Genomic DNA, 23,773 nt, shown 5'->3' on the forward strand with positions numbered 1-23,773 from the left:
ACGTCGGTGTGGCAGAAGGGTGGAGTGCGCCCACGTTCTTCACCACGGGTGGGTACGATGGCCGACGGTCGTCCGACCGTGTTAGACACCCCATTCTTCGTACCCTCTGGGAGTCCTGCCCCGTGCCTGCCATCATCGACAAACTCCTCCGTATCGGCGAGGGCAAGGTCCTGCGCCAGCTCGAGACGGTCGTCAAGGCCGTCAACGCGATCGAGGACGACTTCGTCGCCATGACCGACGCCGAGCTGCGTGGCATGACCGATGAGTTCAAGAGTCGGCTGGCGGCGGGCGAGACGCTCGACGACATCATGCCGGAGGCCTTCGCCACCGTGCGCGAGGCGTCGAAGCGCGTGATCGGGCAACGCCACTACGACGTCCAGATCATGGGCGGGGCCGCGCTGCACCGAGGCAACATCGCCGAGATGCGCACCGGTGAGGGCAAGACCCTGGTCGCGACCCTCCCGTGTTACTTGAACGCGCTGTCCGGCAAGGGCGTGCACGTGGTCACGGTCAACGACTACCTCGCCAAGTACCACGCCGAGTGGATGGGCCGGATCCACCAGTTCCTCGGACTCACCACCGGCGTGATCCTGCCGTCGATGCGCCCCGCCGAGCGCCGTGAGGCCTACAACTGCGACGTCACGTACGCGACGAACAACGAGCTCGGCTTCGACTACCTGCGCGACAACATGGCCGACGCCATCGAGGACTGCGTCCAGCGCGAGCACAACTTCGCCGTGGTCGACGAGGTCGACTCGATCCTCATCGACGAGGCCCGTACGCCGCTGATCATCTCCGGACCCACCCAGGACGAGGTGAAGTGGTACGGCGAATTCGCGCGGATCGCCGCCACCATGGTCAAGGACGTCGACTACGAGGTCGACGAGAAGAAGCGCACCATCTCGGTCCTCGAGCCCGGCATCACCAAGGTCGAGGACAACCTGGGCATCGACAACCTCTACGACTCCGTCAACACTCCGTTGATCTCGTTCATGAACAACTCCATCAAGGCGAAGGAGTTGTTCCGCAACGACAAGGAGTACGTCGTGATGAACAACGAGGTGCTCATCGTCGACGAGCACACCGGGCGCATGCTCTCGGGTCGTCGGTACAACGACGGTCTCCACCAGGCGATCGAGGCCAAGGAGGGGGTGACGGTCCGCGAGGAGTACCAGACGCTGGCCACGATCACCCTGCAGAACTACTTCCGCCAGTACAAGACGCTCTCCGGCATGACCGGTACGGCCATGACGGAGGCGAGCGAGTTCGACAAGATCTACGGCCTCGGTGTGGTCCCGATCCCGCCCAACAAGCCGCCGGCCCGCACCGACCAGCCCGACCTCGTGTACCGCACCGAGGAGGCCAAGTACGAGGCCGTGGTCAAGGACATCGCCGAGCGCAACGCGAAGGGTCAGCCGGTCCTGGTCGGCACGGTCTCGGTCGAGAAGTCCGAGCTGCTGGGCGGTCTGCTGAAGCGTGCGGGCATCCCGCACACGGTCCTCAACGCCAAGGTGCACGCCGACGAGGCCAAGATCGTCGCGATGGCGGGCCACAAGGGCGCAGTCACCGTGGCCACCAACATGGCCGGTCGAGGCACCGACATCATGCTGGGTGGTTCGGTCGAGTTCCTGGCGGACCTCGAGCTCCGCAACGCCGGTCTGGAGCCTCTCGGTGAGACCTCCGAGGAGTACGAGGCCAAGTGGGACGAGACCCTGGCCCGGATCAAGCAGCAGGTCGCAGCTGAGCACGACGAGGTGGTCGCCCTCGGCGGTCTCTACGTGATCGGCACCGAGCGCCACGAGTCCCGCCGGATCGACAACCAGCTGCGTGGCCGTTCCGGTCGTCAGGGTGACCCCGGCGAGAGCCGCTTCTACCTCTCCCTCCAGGACGAGATGATGCGTCTCTTCAAGGGCGAGATGGTGGACCGGATCCTGACGGCGATGAAGGTCCCCGACGACGTGCCGATCGACTCCAAGCGAGTGAGCAACTCGATCGCCGGAGCCCAGGCCAACCTGGAGTCCCAGAACTTCGAGTCCCGCAAGAACGTCCTCAAGTACGACGACGTGATGAGTCGTCAGCGTGAGGTCATCTACGCCGAGCGTCGCCGCGTCCTCGAGGGTGAGGACCTGGAGGAGCAGATCCGTACGTTCATCGACGACGTGATCCGTGGCTACGTCAACGGCGCGACGGCCGATCAGGCCGAGGCCTGGGACTTCGATGCCCTGGGCACCGCCCTGCGCCAGCTCTACCCCATGGGCGTGACGCTCGAGGAGTTGGAGGCCGAGGCCGGCGGCCGCGCCCAGATGACGCGCGAGGGTCTCGCCGAGCGGCTGCGCAAGGACGCCCAGACGGCGTACGACCGCCGTGAGGACGAGGTCGGGGCAGAGGTCATGCGCGAGCTCGAGCGCAAGGTGGTCCTCTCGGTGCTCGACCGCAAGTGGCGCGAGCACCTGTACGAGATGGACTACCTGCGTGAGGGCATCTACCTGCGGGCCTACTCGCAGCGCGACCCGCTGGTGGAGTACCAGCGCGAGGGCTTCGACATGTTCGCGGTCATGATGGACGCGATCAAGGAGGAGTCGGTCGGATTCCTCTTCAACGTCGAGGTCGAGGTCACCGAGGAGCACGACCACGACCACGATCACGATCACGATCACGAGGATGATGGTCCGGCGCTGATCGACATGGAGAAGGCTGCGGCGCACGCTCCCCACGTGACTGCCAAGGGGCTCGACATGCCCAAGAAGCCGCAGAACCTGACCTACACGGCTCCGGCCGAGGACGGTGACGCAGAGGTGGTGGCGGCTCCTGCCGCTGCTGAGGCGGATCCGTTCGCCGGTGTCGGACGCAACGTGGACTGCCCGTGTGGCTCAGGGAAGAAGTTCAAGAAGTGTCACGGTGCTCCCGGTGGCGCCACGGGCCAGACAGCCCGGATCGGCTGAGGAGACCTCCGCCCGACCGCCAGAGGCCGGGTCACCCCACCAGGGGTGGCCCGGCCTCGGTGCGTCTCGCCGTTGTGAGGGGGCCCGCGTGGATGCCAGCGCTCAGCAGAAGTCGAGCGCGGTGGCCACCCAACGTCCGCGCACCAGCTCGAACCGGGCCGCCACGGCACGCGAGCGATCGCCGTGTCGCAGGTGCACGGCCGCCTCGACGGTGGTCTCCTCGAGGAAGCTGAGGCGTACTCCGCTGACCCGCGGGCGGGTGACGCCGGGCGGTCGTCCGCGACCGGGTTCGTGGCGCCCTGCCCTGGCGACGAGAGCGGCACGACGCACGAGGTCCTGGTGCACCGACGGCAGGGTCCAGCGCACCAGCTGCGCGGCTGGACGATCGCCGGCCACGATCTCGATGGCCGCCTGGACGTACCGCTCGACCCATTTCTCGAGCTCGCCCCTCAGCGCGTCAGGGACTGCGACGACGTCGCATCCGGGACGTCCCGGTCGGCAGTTGGGCAGAGGGGGGTCGAGGACCGGGGTGAGGTCGAGGGCCAGAGTGCCCTGGACCGCCTCCACGGTGGCAACGCCGTGGGCGGGACGGATTCTGGTGACGCGGGCCAGGCTGCTCATCGCGGCTCGTCTCCTTCACTGTGCAGGTCGAGGATCTGTCCGGGACGGATCAGGTCGGGGTCGTTGCCGATCACTCGGCGATTGAGTCGGTGGAGTTCCGTGACGGCGCTGGGGATGTCGTTGCCTGCCGTGGTGGCCTCGGCGATGGCCCACAGGGTGTCGCCGGCCCGGACCCGGTGCGTGCCCGGCGGCGTACGGGCTGGGGTGCTGCCGGTGATGGCCGTGCCGGCGGTGGTGCCGGTGGTGGCGGCCGTGCCGGTGGTTGCGGTGGCACGAGGGCGCTCCACGGGCTCGGCGGAGGGCGGTGTCGAGGCCTGGACGGGTGGGGGAGCAGGCTTCCCATCCACGCCGTGCTGCTTGCCGCCGCTCGCGCGGTCCGGATAGGGCAGCCCGCTGAGGGAGGTCCTTTCCGTGCTGTCCCCGGGCTCCTGGTGCCCGAGGGCCGCATGGGAGGGGGAGGCGACCACGCTCGTGGTGACGGCCACGCCGCAGGCCAGCAGCGTGAGACGGCGGGTCCACCCCGCTCGGCTGGAGACTCGACCTCGAAGCGCGTCGAACACCGCCAGGGTGGCGATGAGCCACAACCACGGGCAGAGCACCGCGGCGCCGATGCCGGACCCGGTCACTAGTGCCTGGTCGATCGAGGTGGGCTCGAGGAACGGCCCGTCGAGCACGGCGGTCACGCCCAGCGCGGCGCCTGCGGCGGCGACCACGGTGACTCCCGCCCAGACCGCCACACACCGGAGGGCAGAGACGGCCGCGGTGCCCTGGGTCGTTGACGCGACCCCGACCCCGTGAAAAGTGCCGCTTTGATGCCGATTCATCGCTAACCCTTCGTTTGCGTGTGTTTGCATCATTTAAGTCTGTTTGCCTTCATTGGTCCATCCCGAAATTGGGGCAGCAGCTCTGAACGGCACTGACTGCGCGCGATCACCAGAAAGGGGGAAACGCCAAACAGGGGCGCGTGTGACGGATGTGGTTGCCCGGCGCAGGAGCAACCGGTTGGCTGGGTCAGGTGAGCGACGACGCCGACCTGTTCGAGTTCTTCGACGACCTGGAGGCCGAGGCGGAGGCTCTGGCGCACCGCGAACGGGTGGGCGACCTGGCCGACCGGGGGCACAGCGAGTACCACGAAGTGCCGTTGGCCGCCAGGCTGATGGCCTCGACGGGTCAGGAACTCGCGATCGAGGTGCTCGGGATCGGACCCGTGCAGGGCGAGCTGGTACGCGTCGGCCCGGACTGGTGCGCGGTGCAACGAGGTGCGGTTCGTTGGATCATCGCGCTCGACGCGGTCACAGTGGTCCGAGGAGCCTCGGCCAGAGCGGTACCGCAGGTCGCCTGGGGTCCGGTGGACCGGCTGGGCCTGCGCTCAGCGCTGCGGCGCCTGGCCGACTCGGGTCAGGCCTGCACGATCCACCTGCGCGACGGCGCCCGGATCGAGGCCGGGGTGCGCAGGGTTGGCGCCGACTTCGTGGAGGTGGCTACCCCCAGCGGGGAGCCGATGCTCCTGGCCTCACGTCACCTGGCGGCGCTGCGCCACGACTCCTGAGACTGACACCCGCGGCTGACACCCGCGGCCGCCAGCCCGTTCTGACACCTGAGTTCGACGCCCCAGAGTGCCCCCGTGACGGTCCGGGCGGGACCGACCGATCAGGTGGACTCGGGGTCGAACGGAGGGACGTGTCCGTCGGGAAGCCGCTCAGCCCCGGCGGGTGCTGTGCGCTTCTCCTCCTCGTCGGCGGCCATCGCCTCAGCGATCTGCTTGCGCACGAAGGTCTTGGGGTTCAGGTCGCGCAGGTTGAGGTCCGCGTACTCCGGGCCCAGCTCCTCGCGCAGCTCGTCACGGGCCGCGTTGGCCATCGTGCGGCCCTTCTTGACCATCTGGCCGGCCTGTTTGGCCAACTCCGGGATGCGGTCGGGCCCGAACACGAGCACGGCGACCAGCGCGATCACGGCCAACTCCGTGAGTCCCATCCCAAACATGGTCAGAACTTACTGGATGGAGTGAGTCCCAGTTGCATACCGGCCAGTCCTCGGCCACGTCCGCTCAACTTTCGAGCGATGTCGTGCAGCACCGAGGCCGACGGAGCGCCGGGGTCGGAGGTCACGATCGGGTGACCGGAGTCCCCTCCCTGACGCAGTTCGACGTCCAACGGCAAGGAGCCGAGCATCGGAACGTCGTAGCCGAAGCGCTCCGAGAGCGTGCTGGCGACTCGCTCGCCGCCGCCCGACCCGAAGATCTCCAGACGGTGGTCCTTGCCCTCGCTCGCGCAGTGGGGGCAGGGGAAGTACGACATGTTCTCGATGACGCCGATGACGCGCTGGTGCATCATCGAGGCCATGGTGCCCGCTCGCTCGGCCACCTCGGCCGCTGCCTCCTGCGGAGTGGTCACGACGATCACCTCGGCGCTCGGCAGGTGCTGGCCCAGGGAGATGGCCACGTCGCCGGTGCCCGGGGGCAGGTCGAGGAGGAGCGCGTCGAGGTCACCCCAGAAGACGTCGGCCAGCATCTGGAGCAGCGCCCGGTCGAGCATCGGACCGCGCCACGCGACCACCTGGTCACGACGCGGCTTGAGCATCCCGATCGAGATCACCGAGACACCCGACGGGGTGGGGACCGGCATGATCAGGTCGTCGACCTGGGTCGGACGGGAGTCGGCGATGCCGAGCATCGCGGGAACGGAGTGGCCGTAGATGTCGGCGTCCACGATGCCGACCTTGAGGCCCTGTGCGGCCAGCGCGAGCGCCAGGTTGACGGTGACCGACGACTTGCCGACACCGCCCTTGCCGCTGGCGATCGCGTAGACCTTCGTGAGGTTCCCCGGCTGGGCGAAGGGCACCTCGCGCTGGGCAGCACCGCCGCGCAGGGTCTCGCCGAGCGCGGAGCGCTGCTCCTGGGTCATCACACCGAGCTCGAGGTCGACCGAGGTCACGCCGGCGACCGCGGAGACCGCGGTGGTGACGTCGTTGGTGATCGTGTCCTTCAACGGACACCCGGCCACCGTCAACAACACCGTGACCTGGACGGCACCGGTCTCGCTGATGTCGACACTGTCAACCATGCCGAGCTCGGTGATGGGACGCTTGATCTCGGGGTCGTTCACCGTGGCCAACGCGGCCTGGACCAACTCGAGGGTGGGGACACTCATGGGTCCAGCCTAGGTGCTGACCCTGAGTGTCGCCCAAGCGCCGTCGCAGGTGGCTCAGTCCCGAGGGGACCCGAGGTCGTCCTGTCTGTTCTCGCCTGCCGTCTCCGGGCGGGCACTCGTGCGTGAGCGTTCGAGTTCCTCGACCACCCGCTCCTCGAGGTCGCTCACCAGGGACTTCAGCTCGGAGCGGATGAAGTCACGGGTGGCGACCTCGCCCACCGACATCCGCAGCCAGGCGATCTCGCGGGAGAGGAACTCCATGTCGGCCTGCGACTGGGCGTTGACCCGGCGGTCATTGTCGGCCAGCACCTTGTCGCGGTTCTCCTGGCGGTTCTGGGCCAGGATGATGAGCGGCGCGGCGTACGAGGCCTGCAGGCTCAGGATCAGGGTGAGGAAGATGAACGGGTAGTCGTCCCAGCGCCACTGGGCCGGAGCCAGGACGTTCCACGTGATCCAGGTGGTCACGAGGACCGTCATCCAGAACAGGAAGCGCGCCGTGCCCATGTAGCGGGCGAAGTTCTCGGCGAAGACCCCGAAGGTGTCGGAGTCGCGGTGTCGCCGCGGGCGCAGGCTGCGACGGCGCGAGTCGCGCGGGGTGTCCAGACGCGGGGTGCGGTTCTCGCTCATCGGCGCACCGCCCTGTCCCGCCAGTTGTCGGGAAGCATGTGGTCCAGGAGGTCGTCCACCGTGACGGCACCCAGCAAGCGGTTCTCGTCGTCGACGATGGCCGCGGCGACCAGGTTGTAGGTCGCCATGTGGGCCGCCACCTGCTCGAGCGTGGTCTCGGCGGGCAAGGGGGAGAGGGACTCGTCCAGGACCGCCGCCAGCAGGGTGGAGGGTGGCTCGCGGAGCAGACGCTGGATGTGGGCGGCCCCGATGAGGCGCCCAGTCGGGGTCTCCAGCGGCGGGCGGCAGACGTACACGAGGGCGGCCAAGGAGGGCGTGAGCTCCGGGTTCCGGACGTGCGCCAGCGCGTCGGCGACGGTGGCGCTGGGTCCGAGGATGACCGGTTCGGGGGTCATCATGGCGCCGGCGGTCTGCTCGGGGTAGGAGAGCATGCGGCGCACGTCGGCGGCCTCCTCGGGCTCCATGAGGTTGAGCAGCGTGGCGGCGGTCTCGGGGGAGAGGTCGGAGATGATGTCGGCCGCGTCGTCGGCGGACATCTCCTCGAGGACGTCGGCGGCCCGCTCGGAGTCGAGCCGCTCGAGGATCTCGATCCTGTCCTCCTCGGGGAGCTCCTCCAGGACGTCGGCCAGGCTCTCGTCGTCCAGGGCGGCCACGACCGCACGACGTCGCTCGAGCGGCAGGTCATGGATCAGGTGGGCAGCGTCGGCCGGCCGCATCTCGCCGATCGCGGCGACCAACTGCGCGGCTCCCTGGGTCAGGTCGGGCTGCAGGTGGCCCTCGGTGTCACGCCACTCGAGGACGTGGGTCTGGCCGCGACGTCGGAACCCCTTGGAGGGTTCGCGGACGGCGACCCGGCTGAGCACCCAGTCACGGTTGCGGGCCTGCTCCATGGCGACGTCGTACACGACACCGCTGACGCCGGTGGACCTGATGGTGACCGTGCGGTCCAGCATCTGCGCGATCACCAGGGTCTCGCTGGTGCGTTGCACGAAGCGACGCGTGTTGATCAGCCCGGTGGTGTAGACGTGGCCCGAGGCGATGCTGGTCACGCGCGTCATCGGCACGAAGATGCGACGACGTCCGAAGACCTCCACCACCAGCCCGAGCACCCGCGGTGGACTGGTCTCCGAGCGGATGGCAACCACGACGTCGCGCACCTTGCCGACCTGGTCCCCCTGGGGGTCGAAGACCGGGAGGCCGACGAGGCGGGCGATGAAGACCCGACTGGGGGCACTGCTCATGCCAGGCCTCCTTCGTCGTACGCCGCTGGTCGTCCACCCTTGATCCGCTGCTGAGGGTACCCGCCCGAGATTCCGTCGACGTGCGTTGCCGCCGCGTTCGGCGAGATCTTGGTCGCAGCGTCGCGGTGCGGCATCGTGCTAGTTTCGCGCAGTTCTCAGGTGCCGGTCCTCTGCCCGTTGGTCGCGGACCGCGCAGCACGACCAGAAGGGACCAGACGTGTCGGCCGACCGTGTGGGGAAGCCGGGAGCCTCGCTCGGGTTCCGGGCGGACATCCAGGGGATCCGGGCGCTGGCCGTCCTCGTCGTCCTGGTGCACCACCTGTGGCCGGAGTGGCTGCCGGGCGGCTACATCGGCGTCGACGTCTTCTTCGTGGTCTCCGGCTTTCTCATCACCGCGCTGATGCTGCGCGAGGCCGACAGTGAGGGACGGATCTCGCTGCGGCAGTTCTACGCCCGCCGAGCGCGACGGATCCTGCCCGCCGCCAGCCTGGTGCTGCTCGTCACGGTGCTGGCCTCCCTGCTGACCCTGGCCTTGCTGCGCACCCGTACGGTCCTCGAGGACGCGATCTGGACCACCTTCTTCCTCGGCAACGTGCGGATGGCCTCGGTGGGCTCCGACTACTTCGCCTCCGATGCGCCCGTCTCACCGCTGCGCCACTACTGGTCGTTGGCGGTGGAGGAGCAGTTCTACCTCGCCTGGCCCCTCGTGCTGACCCTGGTGGTGGCCGGTGCGATGCGTCGGCACGGCGGACGCCCCGAGTTGGTGCGCCGATGGGCGGCACTGCTGCTCGGCCTGGTCGTCGTCGCGTCCCTGCTCTGGTCGTTGTACGCCACCACCACGTCACCGAGCACCGCCTACTACTCGACCTTCACTCGCGCCCACGAGCTGGCCATCGGTGCGATGCTGGCGCTGGCTCCTCGGGTGTTGCCCCTCTCGAGGGTGGCCCGTGAGGGCTTGGTCTGGGGCGGCCTCGTGGCGATCATCTGGGCTGCCTTCACGTTCTCGGACGAGACAGCCTTTCCGGGGTTCGCTGCCCTGGTGCCGGTGCTCGGCGCTGCTGCCCTTCTGGCGGGAGGCGGCGGGCCGCAGGAGGGGTACGGGTCCCGCATGCTCGGCGTACGGCCCGCGGTCAGGGTCGGTGACTGGTCGTACTCGCTGTACCTCTGGCACTGGCCCCTGATCGTCATCGCGGAGGCCAACCTCGATCCGGGCGCCTACACGTGGGGCCCGAAGCTGCTCACTGCTGCGGTGGCGCTGCTCCTGAGCTGGGCCACCTTCCGATGGGTGGAGAACCCGTTCCGCCGCGGCCGGCGTTGGCGCACCGTGCGAGGCGGGCTCTCGATCTATCCGGCCAGTGTGGCGGCGGCCCTCGGTCTCGTGCTCGTCGCACACGTCGTGCTCGTCGACCAACTCGCCGAGGACAACGGGGTGAAGGCCGTGACGGTCGCCGAGCACCCCGAGGTCATCGGCGAGGGGGACACGCTCCAGGACCTGGTCGAGGCCTCGGTGCTGGCGGCGGAGGAGGGGCACCGGATCCCGGGTCGCCTGACGCCCGCGTTGGTCGACATCGGTGACTCCACGGCCGACCTCGGTGACTGCGACTACGCGAACGGGACGCGCGAGCTCTGCCCGCTGGGCGACCCGGACGCAGAGCGCGTCCTGGTGGTGATCGGCGACTCGTTGTCACGGGCGATGTCACCCGCAGCGGTCGAGCTCGGTCGGGAGAACGGGTACCGCGTGTACGTCCTGGGCCTGCCCGGCTGTCCCGCGACCGCCCTGGTCCAGGCTGCCCAGGGGTCGAGCAGACCGGACAAGTTCTGCGAGGACTTCAAGCGATGGCGCACCTCGGTCGTCGCCGACCTCAGACCGGATCTGGTGATGCTCGCGTCCTCGGCCCAGCGAGTGATCGACCCGAAGACAGGTCGCGTGGTGGGGGAGAGCGACTCCGCCTACCTGCCCCTCGCCGGGCAGGGGTGGAGGAAGCACGTCGCCGACCTGAAGCGTCACGCCGAGCGGGTCGTGGTCTTCGGCAACACCCCCAGGCTCCCGGTCACGCCCGGGGAGTGCCTGACCGACGGCCAGCCGGACCTGGGTGACTGCACCTTCCCCAACGCCCCCAAGGCCAGGGACCAGGCACGCGTGCTGCTGGACTCGGCGCGTCTGGCCGGGGCCGAGGTCGTGGACGCGGAGGAGTGGTTCTGCAGTGACGGTCGCTGCCCGATGGTGGTGGGCAAGTACGTCACCCTGCGCGACACCCACCACGTGACCCGGGAGTACGCCGAGGCGCTCGCGGGCCCGCTGGCCGAACGCCTCGGACTGCGGAGGCCGGGACGTGGCTGAGGCCAGCCCCCATGCCCTGGGGCGGCGAGCGGACGTACAGGGACTGCGTGCCCTGGCGGTGATGGTGGTGGTCGTCAACCACCTCTCCCCGGACAGCCTCGTCGGTGGCTGGCTGGGGGTCGACGTCTTCTTCGTCCTCTCTGGCTACCTGATCACCGCACTGCTGGTGCGGGAGGCGCTGGAGACCGGACGGGTCTCGTTGACGGGCTTCTACGCCCGTCGGGCCCGTCGGATCCTTCCTGCGGCCACCCTGGTGACGGTGCTGACGATCGTTGCGTCAGTCTTCGTGCTGTCGTTGTCGCGGACGCTGAGCGTGGTCACCGACGCCGTCTGGACCTCCCTCTTCGCGATGAACGTGCGGATGGCCGAGCAGGATTCCGACTACTTCTCCCGCGGGGGTCCCGTCTCCCCGTTGCGGCACTACTGGTCGCTGGCGGTGGAGGAGCAGTTCTACCTGGTCTGGCCGCTGCTCTTCGTGCTCTGCGTGTGGCTGGCGCTGCGCACGACCCGCCGTGGTGACGGGGACGGGGGCAGGGTGGAGGCCCGACGACTGCGTCTGGTCGCGGGGTTGCTCCTGCTCGTGGTCGTCGTGGCCTCGCTCGCCTGGTCCGTGTACGCCACCGCGGCCTCCCCCGAGACCGCCTACTACTCGACCTTCACCCGGGCCCACGAGCTGGCCATCGGGGCGGCCTGCGGACTGGTGCCTCGTGCACTCGACCTGCCGCGTTGGCTGCGGGAGGCGGCGGCCGCCGGCGGGCTGGTCGTGATCGTCTGGGCCTGCTTCGGCTTCGTGGAGGGCACGGCCTTCCCGGCGGCGAACGCCCTGGTCCCCAGCCTCGCCACCGCGGCCGTGCTGCTCGCCGGAGAGTCGGGCCAACCGGCCCTGGCCTCCCGGCTGCTCGGGCTGCGCCCCGCGACGGTCCTGGGGGACTGGTCCTTCTCCATCTACCTGTGGCACTGGCCAGTGATCGTGCTGGCCGCGGCCTGGTGGGGCGAGGCGCTCACGGCCGCGGCCAAGCTCGCTCTCCTGGCGCTGACGCTGCTCCTCTCCTGGGCCTCCTACCGCTGGGTCGAGAACCCGTTCCGCACCAAAGCGGTGTGGCGCCGCCGTCCTTCCCGAACCCTGTGGATCTACCCGGTCAGCGTCGCCACGGTGGTCGCCATCGGTCTCGCGGCCTCGGCCGTCGTCGAGACCCGCATGGGCGGGGTCGAGCCGATCGATGCGTCCAAGTACGTCGGTCTGGACGAGGACCCCGACGTCGCCCTGGTCGAGGCAGCCGTCAGGGCTGCCGAGGACGGGCACGGGATCCCGAGGAAGCTGACGCCGGAGCCGCTGCAGGTGCTGCGTTCGGTGACCGAGTTGGGGAAGTGCGAGTACCACGAGAACGAGAGCACCGAGCTGTGTCCCATGGGGGACCCTGACGCCGACAGCCTGGTGATGGTGGTCGGCGACTCGTACGCCCGCGTGCTGCTCAGCGGGGTCGACGAGATCGGTCGCCGTCACGGCCACCGAGTCATCGGCCTGGTCCACGCCGGCTGCGGCCCGGGTGCGTGGGTGCACCGTGCGGGCTCCGAGGACGGCCGCAAGTGCGAGCGGTTCAAGGCATGGATGCGCAGCAAGGTCGCCGAGATGAAACCTGACGTGGTGGTCGTCGCCACGCGGGAGTACCCGCTGGAGGACCCGCGTACGGGAGAACGGATCGGTCGCACCGTGGGCGAGGACCGTTACCTCGCAGCCCTGGAGGAGTCCTGGACCGAGGCCTTCCGGGACTTCGACCGGGATGCCGGTCGGGTCGTGGTGTACGGCAACACACCCCAGCTCTCGCAACTGCCCCAGGAGTGCCTCACCACGCCGGGCAATGACCTGGGCTCCTGCACGGGCCCCGGTCTGGAGCAGGAGCGACGCGTGGCCGGAGCCCTGCAGCGCGCGGCCGAGCGGGCGGACGCCACGTGGGTCGACGCGGAGCGCTGGTTCTGCGCCGACGGCCTGTGTCCGCCGGTGATCGGGAACTTCATCGCCATGCGCGACCTGCGCCACCCCACCGTCGAGTACACGCGCCACCTGGCGGGTCCGTTGGCCGAACAGTTCGGTCTGGCGCGCGCCGGGACCTGAGACGCATCAGGGTGGGGATACTCACACGGCTGGTTACAAGCGAGTAACTGGTGGTTAGGATTCCGAGAGCGTCGACCTCCGTCCGCGCCTCACACCGGGAAAGGACCAACATGCCCCGCCTCTGCCAGACCGAGGGACTCTCGGAGGACCAGCAGGAAATCCTCAAGGCCGTTCGTCAGTTCGTCGACGAGAAGATCATCCCGGTGGCCCAGGAGCTCGAGCACAAGGACGAGTACCCCACCGAGATCGTCGAAGGTCTCAAGGAGCTCGGCATCTTCGGCCTGATGATCCCCGAGGAGTACGACGGCCTCGGCGAGTCGCTGCTGACCTACGCCCTGTGCGTGGAAGAGATCGCACGTGGATGGATGAGTGTCTCCGGCGTCATCAACACCCACTTCATCGTGGCCTACATGCTGATGAAGCACGGCACGGAGGAGCAGAAGAAGAAGTACCTGCCCCGGATGGCGACCGGCGAGGTGCGCGGCGCCTTCTCGATGTCCGAGCCCGGCCTCGGCTCCGACGTCTCTGCGGTGGCGACCAAGGCGACCAAGACCGACGACGGTGGCTACTCCATCACCGGTCAGAAGATGTGGCTGACCAACGGTGGCTCCTCCACCCTGGTGGCCGTGCTGGTCAAGACCGACGAGGGTGCGGACTCGGTCTACAAGAACATGACCACCTTCCTGGTCGAGAAGGAAGCCGGCTTCGGCGAGACCGCCCAGGGCGTCACCGTGCCCGGCAAGATCGACAAGATGGGCTACAAGGGCATCGACACCACGGAGATGATCTTCGAGGGCCACGTCATCGGCGCCGACCAGATCCTGGGTGGCGAGCCGGGCAAGGGCTTCTTCCAGATGATGGACGGCGTCGAGGTCGGTCGCGTCAACGTCGCGGCTCGTGCCTGCGGTCTGGCCTGGCGCGGCTTCGAGCTGGGCATCGACTACGCCCAGCAGCGCGAGACCTTCGGCAAGCCGATCGCCCAGCACCAGGCCGTCCTCTTCCGCCTCGCCGAGATGGCGACCAAGGTCGAGACCGCCCACACGATGATGGTGCGCGCGGCCCGGCTCAAGGACACCGGCCAGCGGATGGACGTGGAGGCCGGCATGGCCAAGATGGTCGCCAGCGAGTACGCCAACGAGGTCGTCGAGGACTCCTTCCGGATCCACGGCGGCTACGGCTACTCCAAGGAGTACGAGATCGAGCGGATCATGCGTGAGGTCAAGTTCATGCTGATCGGCGAGGGCACCTCTGACATCCAGAAGATGATCATCGGCAAGAGCATGCTCAAGGACTACAAGCTCAAGGCCTGATCACAAGAGCTTCACGTACGACGTCAACGCGGGCGGTGCCGAGAAAGGCACCGCCCGCGTTTGCGTGGTGTCCAGCGAGGAGTCAGGCGTCGCGCCGCAGGGCGCGGAGCCGGTGCTTGGCCGAACGTACTGCGTGTTCACGCAGAGTTCCCTGGTCAGCAGCCTTGACGCTCTGACGCAGCCGGGAGTTCTCCTCTTGGAGGGCACGTATCGAGTCGCGGTTCTCCGCCGCGTGCATCAGCAGACGACCCATGAGGGCGGTCGTCACCTCCCTGACCTCGTCGTCGCTCACCTCCTCGGGAAGTCGGCCGCCCGTGGGGGGTGTGGGATCAACGAGGAGGTCGTCGAGGTCCCCGACGACCTCCAGGTCCAGCTCGAGGTCCCGCAACTCGGCGACCATGGCCCTGGAGCGCTCGGTCGCCCAGGCGTGCGCCTCCGGAGTGATCCGAGGGCGATGCATCGTCCGGCCGAGGTCACGCGCCTGGGCAGTCAGGAACTTGCTCGTGAGCGTGTTGGTACCGACGCGATTGCGCTTCTTGGGCAGGCCCTCGTTCACCCGTCGCAACGCCTCGATCTCCGCGACCCCCAGGGACTCGTTGAGGATGTTCGCCTCGGTGAGCACGCTCGGATCCGTGCCGGTGACCTCGCACAACTGGTGCCACAGTCGGTCATGGGCCGTGCCCCGGGGGCCGTGGACGACCAGGTGGACGTGGCCGGGAGGCAACGTCGCTCCCCACCGTCTGATGAGACGCGGCAGGTCCTGGCCGCGCCAGAAAGCGGTGGGGTTCTCTGGGTCGACCTCGGCCCGCTCGGTCCAGAACGTGTCGAAGGTCTTGCTGGATCCGGTCTTCACCGCCTGCTGCCAGGACGCCAGGACCTGTCGGGCGAGGTCACGGGCAGTGATGACCACGTGCACCTCGTCGGAGACCTCGCTGAGGCGAGCGAGGACAGGCTCCACCGATTCGGCACGGACCCGGGAGAAGTGCTCGCTGCTGATGACGGCGTCACCGGACCAGGTCTCGACCTCTCGGATGAAACGGTCCCACGTGCCACGGGCACGCTCGTCCTGACGGGGATAGTAGAGCGAGTTCTTCGTGGCCGAGACGAAGGCGCGGAAGTGCTCGCTGCCCCGGGTGCCGGGATACAGCAGTCCCTGGGTCGCCAGCTCCTCCTTGTGGTCACGCCAGATGGCCTGGAGGTAGCTGCTTCCGGTCTTCGGGGGGCCGATGTGCAGGAACGTACGCTGAGCCATGATCACCCTTTCGATCGTCCCCCAACCTACCGGTTGGTTGCGCAGTTCAATCAATCCCCCCGGTGGCTGGACGTCGCAAATGGCTGGCCACCGGTGGCGGCGCGTGACAGGCTGGTGAGTCCCTCGACGATTGGAGTGGTCCATGACCAACGAAGACCTGAAGGCCAAGATGCGCGAGGCCCTGGAGCGCAAGAACGGCGTCGAGAAGGGCGTTCACGAGGACGCCCCGGTCAAGGAGAAGGCACACGGCTCCGAGATCGCCGACAAGAACGTCGCACCTCCGATGCACCGCCGCAAGGCCGGAGGTGGCGGGTCCTGATCGACGGGGGACTACCCTGACCCCGTGCGGATCGACCTCCACAGCCACACCCACCTGAGTGACGGGACCCAGAGCCCGACCGAGTTGGTGCACGCCGCTCGGGAGGCGGGGCTCGACGTCCTGGCGCTGACCGACCACGACACGTTCGTGGGATGGGACGAAGCAGCCCGGGCGGCCACTCAGGTCGGGTTGACGCTGGTGCGTGGCGTGGAGATCAGCACGATCCTCGACGGCCACGGCGTGCATCTCCTCGCCTACCTGCCGGATCCCGGTCATGAAGGGATCCGGACAGGTCTGGAGGCCGTGCTGCGAGCCCGCAACGACCGGTTGCCGACGATCCTCGAGCGACTGGCCGCGGTCGACGTGCTGATCACCCCCGAGGACGTTGCCGAGGTCGCCGGGGACACGGTGGCCGTGGGCCGCCCGCACGTCGCGGACGCCTTGGTGGCTGCCGGGGTCGTGGCCCACCGCGGCGAGGCCTTCAGGCGCTACCTGGGACCGGGAGGCAAGGCCTTCGTCCCGCGGACGGCCGCGGACCTGTGGGAGATGGTGGCCCAGGTCGAGGAGGCCGGGGGCGTGAGCGTCCTGGCCCACCCGTGGGGCCGGGGCGCCGAGCAGGTGCTCGACGCCGCCGCCTTCCGGCGGTTGAAGGAGCACGGACTGACCGGGATCGAGGTCGACCACGAGGACCACGGGGCTCGCGAACGCGCCGAGTTGCGCGCCATCGCGGCCGACCTGGACCTGGTGGTCACCGGATCCAGCGACCACCACGGCGAGGGAAAGATCGGTCACGCCCTGGGCTGCAACACCACCGACCCGGAGCAGTACGCCCGGCTCATCGCAGCCGCCGAGAGCGCGGCCCTGCGTGCTGGGCGAACCACGCCGGCAGTCATCGGCTGATCCCGCATCGGCTGATCCCTGCGCGGCGCCCGATCAGCGCCGGCCCAGGGACTGGAAGCGCAGCAACACCCGCGGGGGGACGAGGTGCGCGACCCCCACGATCGCCTTGTACGGGACGCCCGGCACCGAGAGCGGTCTGCCCCGGTCGTGGTCGCGCAAGGTCTGGCGGACGAGGTCGCAGGCATCGAGCCACATGAACCCGGGGGCGGAGTCGGCCGCGACGTCCATCCGGGCGTGGAACTCTGTCCGGGTGAAGCCGGGACACACGGTGGTGACGGTGACGCCCCGGGGTCGATACTCTGCCGCAGCCCACTCGCCGAAGGAGACGACCCACGCCTTCGCGGCTCCGTAGGTGCCCCGCGGCAGGAATGCCGCGACGCTGGCGACGTTGATCACTCCGCCGTGGCCGCGCCCGGCCATCGAGGAGAGGGCGGCGTGGCTCAATCGCATGACGGCGACGACCAGGACGTCCAGCATGGCCTGCTCGTCCTCGACGGAGTGGTCAAGGAAGCGATCCTTCAGTCCGAAGCCGGCGTTGTTGACCAGCAGGTCGATCGGGTGCTCGTCGTCGCTGAGGCGGGCCTCGACCGTCGCGAGCTGCTCGCGGTCGGTCAGGTCCGCCACGATCACCTCGACCACACACCCGTGACGGGAGGTCAACAGTTCGGCCTCGTGCTGCAGTCTGGGTGCGTCGCGGGCCACGAGGACGAGGTCGTGACCGCGAGCGGCGAGCTGGTGGGCGAAGGAGCGACCGATGCCGACAGTGGCTCCGGTGACGAGTGCGGTGCGCGAACCCATGAATCACCTTTCAGATGGGGCTACGGATGATGCCCGGTCTCCGGCATGATGTGACTGCCATGACGACACTTGCGCTAGCAAACCAGAAAGGCGGCGTGGCCAAGACCACGTCCGTCGTCTCACTCGGGGCGGCCCTGTCGGAGCTGGGCCACTCCGTCCTGCTGGTCGACCTCGATCCACAGGGGTCCCTGACCTTCTCGCTCGGGGTCGACCCCGAGGACCTCGACGTCACGGTCCACGACGTGATCGTCGGCAACGCGAGCGCTGCCCAGGCCCTGGTCGGCACCGAGGACGGCCCTGACCTGCTGCCTGCCGGGATCGAGTTGGCCCGAGTGGAGACCGAGTTCGCCGGTGTCGTGGGCCGCGAGAAGTTGGTCCGCACCATCCTCGAGACGTTGGCGGCCCAACAGATCACCTACGACTGGGTGATCCTCGACTGCCCACCCACGCTGGGTGTGCTGACGGTGGCCGCGTTGACCGCGGCGGACGCCGTGATCATCCCCCTGCAGTGCGAGACCCTGGCTCACCGCGGCGTCGGTCAACTCCTCGACACCCTGCACGACGTACGTCAGCACACCAATGCCGACCTGCAGAACTGGGGCGTGCTCCCGACCATGTACGACGGTCGCACGACACATGCGCGTGCCGTCCTGGAGAACATCGCGGAGACGTACGACCTCGAGGTGATCACTCCGTCGATCCCCAAGACGATCAAGTTCGCCGAGGCGCCGGCGGCAGGGCGGTCCATCCTGAGCACGGCACGCACCAGCAAGGGTGCACAAGCCTACCGCGAGGTGGCCGAGGGCCTGGTGGCACGCGAGCGTGCGGGGCGCCGTCGCCGCCGCAAGAAGTCCTGAGGCGACCGGCCCCGCCGGGTCCGGACGTACGAAACCCCCGAGCGCTGTGCGGCGATCGGGGGTTCTCCGTACGTCAGGAAGTCAGCTGTCGGTGCTGGCGGGCGCGGCCGACGTTCCGCTGCCCTCGCCCGAGCCACCGCCTGAGCGACGACGGCGGCGGCGACGCGGCTTGGCCTCGCCCTCGACGGCGGGACCGGTCGCAGCAGCCTCCACACCAGCGGGAGCCGCAGCCCTGGCCTCGGTGTTGGTGTCGGTCCCGCTGTTGCGAGTGCGGGTCCGGTTGCGTTCGCGCGGAGCACGCTCAGTGCGGGGACGGTCCGTACCGGAACGGTCCGTTCCGGGACGGTCCGAGCGCGAACGGTCGCTCTTGCGCGGCTCACGCGGCGCCTCGGGGACGATGCGTCCCTTGGTGCCGGGCGCGATGCCCTGCTCCTTGTAGAGGTGCTCGGAGCTGGAGTAGGTCTCCACCGGCTCGTCGAACGGCAGGTCGAGGGTCTTGTTGATCATCTTCCAGCGCTGGATGTCGGCCCAGTCGACGAAGGTGATCGCGATGCCGGAGGCCCCCGCGCGTCCGGTGCGACCGATGCGGTGGACGTAGGTCTTGTCGTCCTCGGGGCACGTGTAGTTGATGACGTGCGAGACTCCGCGGACGTCGATGCCGCGGGCAGCGACGTCGGTCGCGACGAGGACCTGGAGCTTGTCCTCGCGGAACTTGGTCATCGCCTTCTCGCGGGCCACCTGGGCCATGTCGCCGTGCAGGGGCGCGGCCTTGAAGCCGCGCTCGACGAGGTCGTCGGCCACCCGCTGCGACTGACGCTTGGTCCGGGTGAAGACGACCATCTTCTCGATCGTCTCCGACTGCAGGAGACGGCCGATCATCTCGGGCTTGTCCAGGTCGTGCGCCTGGTAGACGAACTGGGCCGTGAGCGGCACGGTCGCGTTCTCGTAGGAGGACTCGGCGCGGATGTTCATCGGGTGGCGCATGTGCGTGCGGGCCAGCGAGACGATGGCCGACGGCATGGTTGCCGAGAAGAGCATGGTCTGGCGGGTCTCCGGGGTGAGCGAGAGAAGTCGCTCGACGTCGGGCAGGAAGCCCAGGTCGAGCATCTCGTCGGCCTCGTCCAGGACCAGGGCGTGCACGTGGGAGAGGTCGAGCACCTTGCGGTTCGCGAGGTCGATCAGACGCCCGGGGGTGCCGACGACGACGTCGACGCCGGCCTCGAGGGCCTCGAGCTGACCCTCGTAGGCGACACCGCCGTAGACGGTGAGGATCCGCAGGCCACGGTCGGCGCCGGCGATCTGCAGGTCCGAGGAGACCTGGAGCGCGAGCTCACGGGTCGGGGCGACGACGAGGGCCTGGGGCTTGCCCTGGGGGATCTCGGAGTAGTCGGGGTCCTTGGGGGAGACCGAGCGCTGCAGCACGGGGATGCCGAAGGCCAGGGTCTTGCCGGTGCCCGTACGGGCCTGACCGATCAGGTCGGTGCCGACCAGGGCGACCGAGAGGGTCATCTCCTGGATGGCGAAGGGGGTGGTGATGCCGGTGCGTTCGAGGGCATCACAGATTTCGGGGTGTACCCCGAGGTCACGGAAGGTGGTCACGCGTGGATTTCGCTTTCGTCGAAGTTTGCACTTGCGGCTGACTCGACTGGGCGGGGAGCCTGTGGGGCTCCGGGCCCGGCGTTCTGCCGCGCACATGCCATGGACGGTCTTTCACCGGTCCATGTGGAAATGGTGACCGCGCACGTCTGGGCGAGCGCATGTCGTACCTCACTCTATCGGTAGGGTCATGCCATGACTGAATCACAGCCTGGCGCCGGTCAGGGTGCTTTCGCCGACTCGGCCTACAAGGAGGCCGTGATCGATCTTCTGGGTGCGATCGCCTACGGCGAGCTGGCTGCCTTCGAGCGCCTCGCCGAGGACGCGAAGATGGCCCCCGGCATCGCCGACAAGATCGCGCTGTCGGCCATGGCTGCTTCGGAGTTCGGTCACCTGCTGACCCTCAACGCGCGGCTCACCGCTCTCGGCGCAGATCCGGTCCTGGCCATGGAGCCCTTCCGGGCCGCGCTCGACGCGTTCCATGAGCACTCTGCGCCGTCCGACTGGTACGAGGGCCTCGTCAAGGTCTACGTCGGCGACGGCCTGGCCAGCGACTTCTACCGTGAGGTCGCCGCCTACCTCGACCCTGAGACCAGGGCCTTGATCACCGAGACCCTCTCCGACTCCGGACACTCGGCGTTCGTGGTGGAGAAGGTGCGCGAGGCGATCGAACGCGACCACCGCCTCGGCGGACGACTCGCCCTGTGGGGGCGACGGTTGATGGGGGAGGCCCTCATCCAGGCCCAGCGGGTCGCGGCCGAACGAGACGCGATGACCGCCCTGCTGGCCGGTGGTGTCGATCGCCCCGGGATGGACCTCGCCGCCATCGGCCGGATGTTCACCCGACTCACCGAACGCCACACCGAACGGATGGCAGAGCTCGGCCTGGAGGCCTGAGCCGTACGCGAAGAGGCCCCCGCCCGCCGCAGCGGATGGGGGCCTCTTCGTACGTGGTGACGCGGGGTCAGCGGAAGCCGACGGTCCCGGCGTTGGCCTTGCCCAGTTCGACGTAGGCGATGCGGTCGCCGGGCACGAGCACGACGCGACCCTTGGTGTCGGTCAGGGACAGGGTCCCGCCACCCACAGCAGCCGAGACCTTGTCTGCGATCTCCTCCTGGCTGCCGTCGACGTCGACGACGATCTCGCGGGGGGAGTGCTGGATGCCGATCTTGACCTCCATGTGAGGTCCTCCTTCTGGTGCGGTTGCCGCAGTGCGCGGATGGATCGTTCGAGCGGTGTGGGGTCAGGCTTCCTTGGGGTAGCCGCGGATACCACGCCAGGCGAGGCCAGCCACGAGGGCCGCAGCGTTGGCCTGGGAGATGGTGCCGTCGGCGCCGGAGCCCGACAACCAGAACCGGGCGCTGACCTGTCCCATTCCCACCAGGGAGACTGCGAGCAGCAGGCAGGCTTCGCGGGGGAGCCCGGTGTCCTGCTGGATCACCTCGGCGATCTCGGCGGCGCAGTCGTCGGTGACGCGGTCGACGCGCTCGCGCACGGCCGGTTCGTTGGTGAGGTCGGACTCGAAGACGAGGCGGAACGCACCGGAGTCGTTGGCGACGTACTCGTAGAACGCTGCGATGGCGGCCGCCACCCGCTCCTTGTTGTCCTGCGTCGAGGCCAGGGCGGTCCGGATCGACTCGGTGATGGCGTCGCAGGACTGGTCCAGCAGCGCCATGTAGAGCTCGAGCTTGCCGGGGAAGTGCTGGTAGAGCACCGGCTTGGAGACGCCCGCCCGATCGGCGATGTCGTCCATGGCTGCGGAGTGGTATCCGTGGGCGACGAAGACCTCGAGCGCTGAGGAGAGCAACTGCGCGCGTCGCTCCCGGCGGGGCATGCGGGCGCCCTTCGGGCGTGGATCCACTTCGTACCGTCCAACGCTCAAGGCAGTCCTCCTGATGTGTGGATGTCGATGTTACTGGTCCGGAACCTCCATGTGTGCGACCGCCTGACCTCTTTTGGCGGCTTCATCGGCACACCCGTGCGTGCTGCGGTGTCCGGTCGGGGGGAACAATGGGTCAGGACCACGGCGTTGAGCCCCTGTACGCCACCGCCTGCTGCTCCCCGGAGCACCCGCGAACAGACCCGAGGAGCCCCTGTGTCATTCCCCCCGCTGGTCGAGCCGGCAGCTGAGCTCACCGTCGACGAGGTCCGCCGCTACAGCCGGCACCTGATCATCCCGGACATCGGCATGACGGGTCAGAAGCGGCTGAAGAACGCCCGTGTCCTGGTCATCGGCGCAGGGGGACTCGGCTCACCCGCTCTGCTGTACCTGGCGGCGGCCGGCGTCGGCACGATCGGCATCGTCGAGTTCGACGAGGTGGACGAGTCCAACCTCCAGCGCCAGGTGATCCACGGCCAGTCCGACATCGGCCGCCCCAAGGCCGAGTCGGCGCGGGACTCGATCGCCGAGATCAACCCGCTCGTCGACGTGGTCGTGCACAACACCCGGCTCGACAACGACAACGTGCGCGACGTCTTCGCCGGCTACGACCTGATCGTCGACGGCACCGACAACTTCGCCACCCGTTACCTGGTCAACGACGCCGCCTACTTCCTGGGCATTCCCTACGTCTGGGGCTCGATCTACCGCTTCGACGGCCAGGCCTCCGTCTTCGCGCCGCGGCTCGCTCCTGACGCTCCGTGCTACCGCTGCCTCTACCCCGAGCCGCCGCCGCCCGGCATGGTGCCGTCCTGCGCCGAGGGTGGTGTCCTGGGCGTGCTCTGCGCCTCGGTCGGGTCGATCCAGTCGACCGAGGCGATCAAGCTGCTCACCGGTGCCGGCGAACCGCTGGTCGGCCGGCTGATGATCTACGACGCGCTGGAGATGGAGTACCGCAAGCTCAAGGTCCGCAAGGACCCCAACTGCGCGCTCTGCGGCGAGAACCCGACCGTCACCGACCTCATCGACTACGACGCCTTCTGCGGCGCGATCTCCGACGAGGCAGCCGATGCCGCTGCCGACTCGACCATCTCGGTGCGCCAGCTCGAGACGTTGATGGCCGAACGGACCCGCGGCGAGCGTGACTTCGTGCTGGTCGACGTGCGCGACCCCAACGAGCGTGAGATCAACCTGATCCCCGAATCGGTGCTGATCCCGCGCGGGGACTTCCTCAACGGCAGCGCGTTGGAGCAGCTCCCCGCCGACAAGCAGGTCATCCTCTACTGCAAGACCGGGGTCCGGTCTGCGGAGTGCCTGGCCGTCGTGAAGGGCGCCGGTTACTCCGATGCGGTCCACGTGGGCGGCGGTTCGGCAGCGTGGGTCAACCTCATCGACCCGAGCCAGCCGGCCTACTGACCGCAGCGGTCATGACGGCGGTGGACCCCGGAGCGTACGCAGGCCCTGACGGCTATGCGGAGCTGGTCCTGCGCTGTGTCGAGAGCGTGCCGCGCGGACGGGTGACGACGTACGGCGCCGTGGCTGAGGCAGTGGGTGCGGTGGTGGGTCGCGGAGGACCGCGCGTGGTCGCCTCGGTGATGAGGCGTGACGGTGCATCGGTCTGCTGGTGGCGGGTGGTGCGTGCCGACGGATCGATGGCGCCGCACAAGGCGGAGCTCGCCCGGGTGGCATGGTTGGAGGAGGGCACGCCCCTGCGCGAAGGCGGCCGTGTCGACCTCGGGGTGGCCTTCGTCGTACCTGTCCCGGGCGCCGACCGAACCGGTGGGTAGCGCCCGGACCTGTGGGGGACCAAGCTGCTGCGCGAGAATGC

The 23,773-nt window shown here is 68.8% G+C and carries 23 protein-coding genes; 11 read left to right on the plus strand and 12 right to left on the minus strand.

Annotation, left to right across the window (positions count from 1 at the left end):
• The first annotated feature begins 122 nt into the window (after positions 1-122).
• Positions 123-2,942, plus strand: a complete 2,820-nt coding sequence (gene secA / locus DNK52_RS14485) for a preprotein translocase subunit SecA (protein ID WP_110241749.1) — start codon at positions 123-125, stop codon at positions 2,940-2,942.
• A gap of 102 nt (positions 2,943-3,044) precedes the next feature.
• Here the strand turns inward: secA and DNK52_RS14490 are convergent, their stop codons facing one another.
• Together DNK52_RS14490 and DNK52_RS14495 are read right to left on the minus strand one after the other, a co-directional pair.
• Positions 3,045-3,563 carry an Rv3235 family protein gene (locus tag DNK52_RS14490; RefSeq protein WP_110241750.1) on the minus strand — a complete coding sequence of 173 codons (519 nt, stop codon included), beginning with the start codon at positions 3,561-3,563 and terminating at the stop codon, positions 3,045-3,047.
• Positions 3,560-4,387: a LysM peptidoglycan-binding domain-containing protein gene (locus DNK52_RS14495; RefSeq protein ID WP_162598794.1), complete on the minus strand. Its 828-nt coding sequence runs from the start codon at positions 4,385-4,387 to the stop codon at positions 3,560-3,562. Before DNK52_RS14495 ends, DNK52_RS14490 begins: the two co-directional genes overlap by 4 nt.
• A 191-nt stretch (positions 4,388-4,578) precedes the next feature.
• Between DNK52_RS14495 and DNK52_RS14500 the strand changes: the two genes are divergently transcribed.
• Positions 4,579-5,112: a hypothetical protein gene (locus DNK52_RS14500; protein ID WP_110241752.1), complete on the plus strand. Its 534-nt coding sequence runs from the start codon at positions 4,579-4,581 to the stop codon at positions 5,110-5,112.
• 101 nt (positions 5,113-5,213) lie between these two features.
• Here the strand turns inward: DNK52_RS14500 and DNK52_RS14505 are convergent, their stop codons facing one another.
• From DNK52_RS14505 to DNK52_RS16055, 5 genes are read right to left on the minus strand one after another with little or no spacing between them, the layout of a single operon-like run.
• Positions 5,214-5,537, minus strand: coding sequence for a sec-independent translocase (locus DNK52_RS14505; protein ID WP_239455673.1), 324 nt, complete (start codon positions 5,535-5,537; stop codon positions 5,214-5,216).
• Positions 5,538-5,548: 11 nt separating this feature from the next.
• Positions 5,549-6,712, minus strand: coding sequence for an Mrp/NBP35 family ATP-binding protein (locus tag DNK52_RS14510; protein WP_110241754.1), 1,164 nt, complete (start codon positions 6,710-6,712; stop codon positions 5,549-5,551).
• A 54-nt stretch (positions 6,713-6,766) separates the two neighbouring features.
• Positions 6,767-7,339, minus strand: a complete 573-nt coding sequence (locus DNK52_RS14515) for a DUF1003 domain-containing protein (RefSeq protein ID WP_110241755.1) — start codon at positions 7,337-7,339, stop codon at positions 6,767-6,769.
• Positions 7,336-8,580, minus strand: a complete 1,245-nt coding sequence (locus DNK52_RS14520) for a magnesium transporter MgtE N-terminal domain-containing protein (protein WP_110241756.1) — start codon at positions 8,578-8,580, stop codon at positions 7,336-7,338. The genes DNK52_RS14515 and DNK52_RS14520 overlap by 4 nt, the downstream gene beginning before the upstream one ends.
• On the minus strand, positions 8,577-8,714 hold the full coding sequence (locus DNK52_RS16055) for a hypothetical protein (RefSeq protein ID WP_162598795.1): 138 nt from the start codon (positions 8,712-8,714) through the stop codon (positions 8,577-8,579). Before DNK52_RS16055 ends, DNK52_RS14520 begins: the two co-directional genes overlap by 4 nt.
• Positions 8,715-8,797: 83 nt before the next feature.
• On the opposite strand from DNK52_RS16055, the gene DNK52_RS14525 reads away from it, so the two are divergent.
• The 3 genes from DNK52_RS14525 to DNK52_RS14535 all read left to right on the plus strand — a co-directional run bounded on the left by DNK52_RS14525 (position 8,798) and on the right by DNK52_RS14535 (position 14,344).
• Positions 8,798-10,921, plus strand: coding sequence for an acyltransferase family protein (locus tag DNK52_RS14525; RefSeq protein WP_110241757.1), 2,124 nt, complete (start codon positions 8,798-8,800; stop codon positions 10,919-10,921).
• Entirely contained in the window at positions 10,914-13,034 is a 2,121-nt protein-coding gene (locus tag DNK52_RS14530) for an acyltransferase family protein (RefSeq protein ID WP_110241758.1), read from the plus strand. Before DNK52_RS14525 ends, DNK52_RS14530 begins: the two co-directional genes overlap by 8 nt.
• Before the next feature lie 110 nt (positions 13,035-13,144).
• Positions 13,145-14,344 (plus strand): acyl-CoA dehydrogenase family protein, encoded by a 1,200-nt coding sequence (locus DNK52_RS14535; RefSeq protein ID WP_110241759.1) that lies wholly within the window; start codon positions 13,145-13,147, stop codon positions 14,342-14,344.
• Between the two features lie 82 nt (positions 14,345-14,426).
• Here the strand turns inward: DNK52_RS14535 and DNK52_RS14540 are convergent, their stop codons facing one another.
• Entirely contained in the window at positions 14,427-15,596 is a 1,170-nt protein-coding gene (locus DNK52_RS14540) for a hypothetical protein (protein ID WP_162598796.1), read from the minus strand.
• A 142-nt stretch (positions 15,597-15,738) separates the two neighbouring features.
• Between DNK52_RS14540 and DNK52_RS16060 the strand changes: the two genes are divergently transcribed.
• On the plus strand, positions 15,739-15,915 hold the full coding sequence (locus DNK52_RS16060; protein ID WP_162598797.1) for a DUF5302 domain-containing protein: 177 nt from the start codon (positions 15,739-15,741) through the stop codon (positions 15,913-15,915).
• Between the two features lie 24 nt (positions 15,916-15,939).
• Positions 15,940-16,815, plus strand: coding sequence for a PHP domain-containing protein (locus tag DNK52_RS14545; RefSeq protein WP_110241761.1), 876 nt, complete (start codon positions 15,940-15,942; stop codon positions 16,813-16,815).
• A 33-nt stretch (positions 16,816-16,848) separates the two neighbouring features.
• On the opposite strand, the gene DNK52_RS14550 is transcribed toward DNK52_RS14545, so the two are convergent.
• Complete coding sequence (locus DNK52_RS14550; RefSeq protein ID WP_110241762.1) at positions 16,849-17,613, minus strand: SDR family NAD(P)-dependent oxidoreductase; 765 nt, start codon at positions 17,611-17,613, stop codon at positions 16,849-16,851.
• A 59-nt stretch (positions 17,614-17,672) separates the two neighbouring features.
• On the opposite strand from DNK52_RS14550, the gene DNK52_RS14555 reads away from it, so the two are divergent.
• On the plus strand, positions 17,673-18,470 hold the full coding sequence (locus tag DNK52_RS14555; protein WP_110241763.1) for a ParA family protein: 798 nt from the start codon (positions 17,673-17,675) through the stop codon (positions 18,468-18,470).
• A gap of 81 nt (positions 18,471-18,551) precedes the next feature.
• Here the strand turns inward: DNK52_RS14555 and DNK52_RS14560 are convergent, their stop codons facing one another.
• Positions 18,552-20,069 (minus strand): DEAD/DEAH box helicase, encoded by a 1,518-nt coding sequence (locus tag DNK52_RS14560; protein ID WP_239455680.1) that lies wholly within the window; start codon positions 20,067-20,069, stop codon positions 18,552-18,554.
• A gap of 192 nt (positions 20,070-20,261) precedes the next feature.
• Here DNK52_RS14560 and DNK52_RS14565 point away from each other — a divergent pair, with 192 nt between their 5' ends.
• Positions 20,262-20,963, plus strand: a complete 702-nt coding sequence (locus DNK52_RS14565; RefSeq protein ID WP_110241765.1) for a ferritin-like fold-containing protein — start codon at positions 20,262-20,264, stop codon at positions 20,961-20,963.
• A gap of 67 nt (positions 20,964-21,030) precedes the next feature.
• On the opposite strand, the gene DNK52_RS14570 is transcribed toward DNK52_RS14565, so the two are convergent.
• Positions 21,031-21,246 carry a DUF3107 domain-containing protein gene (locus DNK52_RS14570; RefSeq protein ID WP_110241766.1) on the minus strand — a complete coding sequence of 72 codons (216 nt, stop codon included), beginning with the start codon at positions 21,244-21,246 and terminating at the stop codon, positions 21,031-21,033.
• A 63-nt stretch (positions 21,247-21,309) separates the two neighbouring features.
• Positions 21,310-21,948, minus strand: a complete 639-nt coding sequence (locus tag DNK52_RS14575) for a TetR/AcrR family transcriptional regulator (protein ID WP_239455681.1) — start codon at positions 21,946-21,948, stop codon at positions 21,310-21,312.
• Positions 21,949-22,161: 213 nt separating this feature from the next.
• Here DNK52_RS14575 and moeZ point away from each other — a divergent pair, with 213 nt between their 5' ends.
• Both moeZ and DNK52_RS14585 read left to right on the plus strand, forming a co-directional pair.
• A complete protein-coding gene (gene moeZ / locus DNK52_RS14580) occupies positions 22,162-23,361 on the plus strand; it encodes an adenylyltransferase/sulfurtransferase MoeZ (RefSeq protein WP_110241767.1) in 1,200 nt (399 codons plus the stop codon).
• Between the two features lie 11 nt (positions 23,362-23,372).
• Entirely contained in the window at positions 23,373-23,732 is a 360-nt protein-coding gene (locus DNK52_RS14585) for an MGMT family protein (protein WP_110241768.1), read from the plus strand.
• Positions 23,733-23,773: the final 41 nt, after the last annotated feature.

This window comes from Nocardioides gilvus, assembly GCF_003194605.1.
In the GTDB taxonomy this organism is placed as follows: domain Bacteria; phylum Actinomycetota; class Actinomycetes; order Propionibacteriales; family Nocardioidaceae; genus Nocardioides; species Nocardioides gilvus.

What these genes read in the sequence shown, in the direction of transcription:
- DNK52_RS14565 (WP_110241765.1), top strand. Translation starts at nt 20,262, where the DNA reads ATGACTGAATCACAGCCTGGCGCCGGTCAGGGTGCTTTCGCCGACTCG.
- DNK52_RS14585 (WP_110241768.1), top strand. Translation starts at nt 23,373, where the DNA reads ATGACGGCGGTGGACCCCGGAGCGTACGCAGGCCCTGACGGCTATGCG.
- DNK52_RS14535 (WP_110241759.1), top strand. Translation starts at nt 13,145, where the DNA reads ATGCCCCGCCTCTGCCAGACCGAGGGACTCTCGGAGGACCAGCAGGAA.
- DNK52_RS14490 (WP_110241750.1), bottom strand. Translation starts at nt 3,563, where the DNA reads ATGAGCAGCCTGGCCCGCGTCACCAGAATCCGTCCCGCCCACGGCGTT.
- DNK52_RS14505 (WP_239455673.1), bottom strand. Translation starts at nt 5,537, where the DNA reads ATGGGACTCACGGAGTTGGCCGTGATCGCGCTGGTCGCCGTGCTCGTG.
- DNK52_RS14570 (WP_110241766.1), bottom strand. Translation starts at nt 21,246, where the DNA reads ATGGAGGTCAAGATCGGCATCCAGCACTCCCCCCGCGAGATCGTCGTC.
- DNK52_RS14495 (WP_162598794.1), bottom strand. Translation starts at nt 4,387, where the DNA reads ATGAATCGGCATCAAAGCGGCACTTTTCACGGGGTCGGGGTCGCGTCA.
- DNK52_RS14510 (WP_110241754.1), bottom strand. Translation starts at nt 6,712, where the DNA reads ATGAGTGTCCCCACCCTCGAGTTGGTCCAGGCCGCGTTGGCCACGGTG.
- DNK52_RS16060 (WP_162598797.1), top strand. Translation starts at nt 15,739, where the DNA reads ATGACCAACGAAGACCTGAAGGCCAAGATGCGCGAGGCCCTGGAGCGC.
- DNK52_RS14515 (WP_110241755.1), bottom strand. Translation starts at nt 7,339, where the DNA reads ATGAGCGAGAACCGCACCCCGCGTCTGGACACCCCGCGCGACTCGCGC.
- DNK52_RS16055 (WP_162598795.1), bottom strand. Translation starts at nt 8,714, where the DNA reads ATGCCGCACCGCGACGCTGCGACCAAGATCTCGCCGAACGCGGCGGCA.
- DNK52_RS14520 (WP_110241756.1), bottom strand. Translation starts at nt 8,580, where the DNA reads ATGAGCAGTGCCCCCAGTCGGGTCTTCATCGCCCGCCTCGTCGGCCTC.
- DNK52_RS14555 (WP_110241763.1), top strand. Translation starts at nt 17,673, where the DNA reads ATGACGACACTTGCGCTAGCAAACCAGAAAGGCGGCGTGGCCAAGACC.
- DNK52_RS14550 (WP_110241762.1), bottom strand. Translation starts at nt 17,613, where the DNA reads ATGGGTTCGCGCACCGCACTCGTCACCGGAGCCACTGTCGGCATCGGT.
- DNK52_RS14540 (WP_162598796.1), bottom strand. Translation starts at nt 15,596, where the DNA reads ATGGCTCAGCGTACGTTCCTGCACATCGGCCCCCCGAAGACCGGAAGC.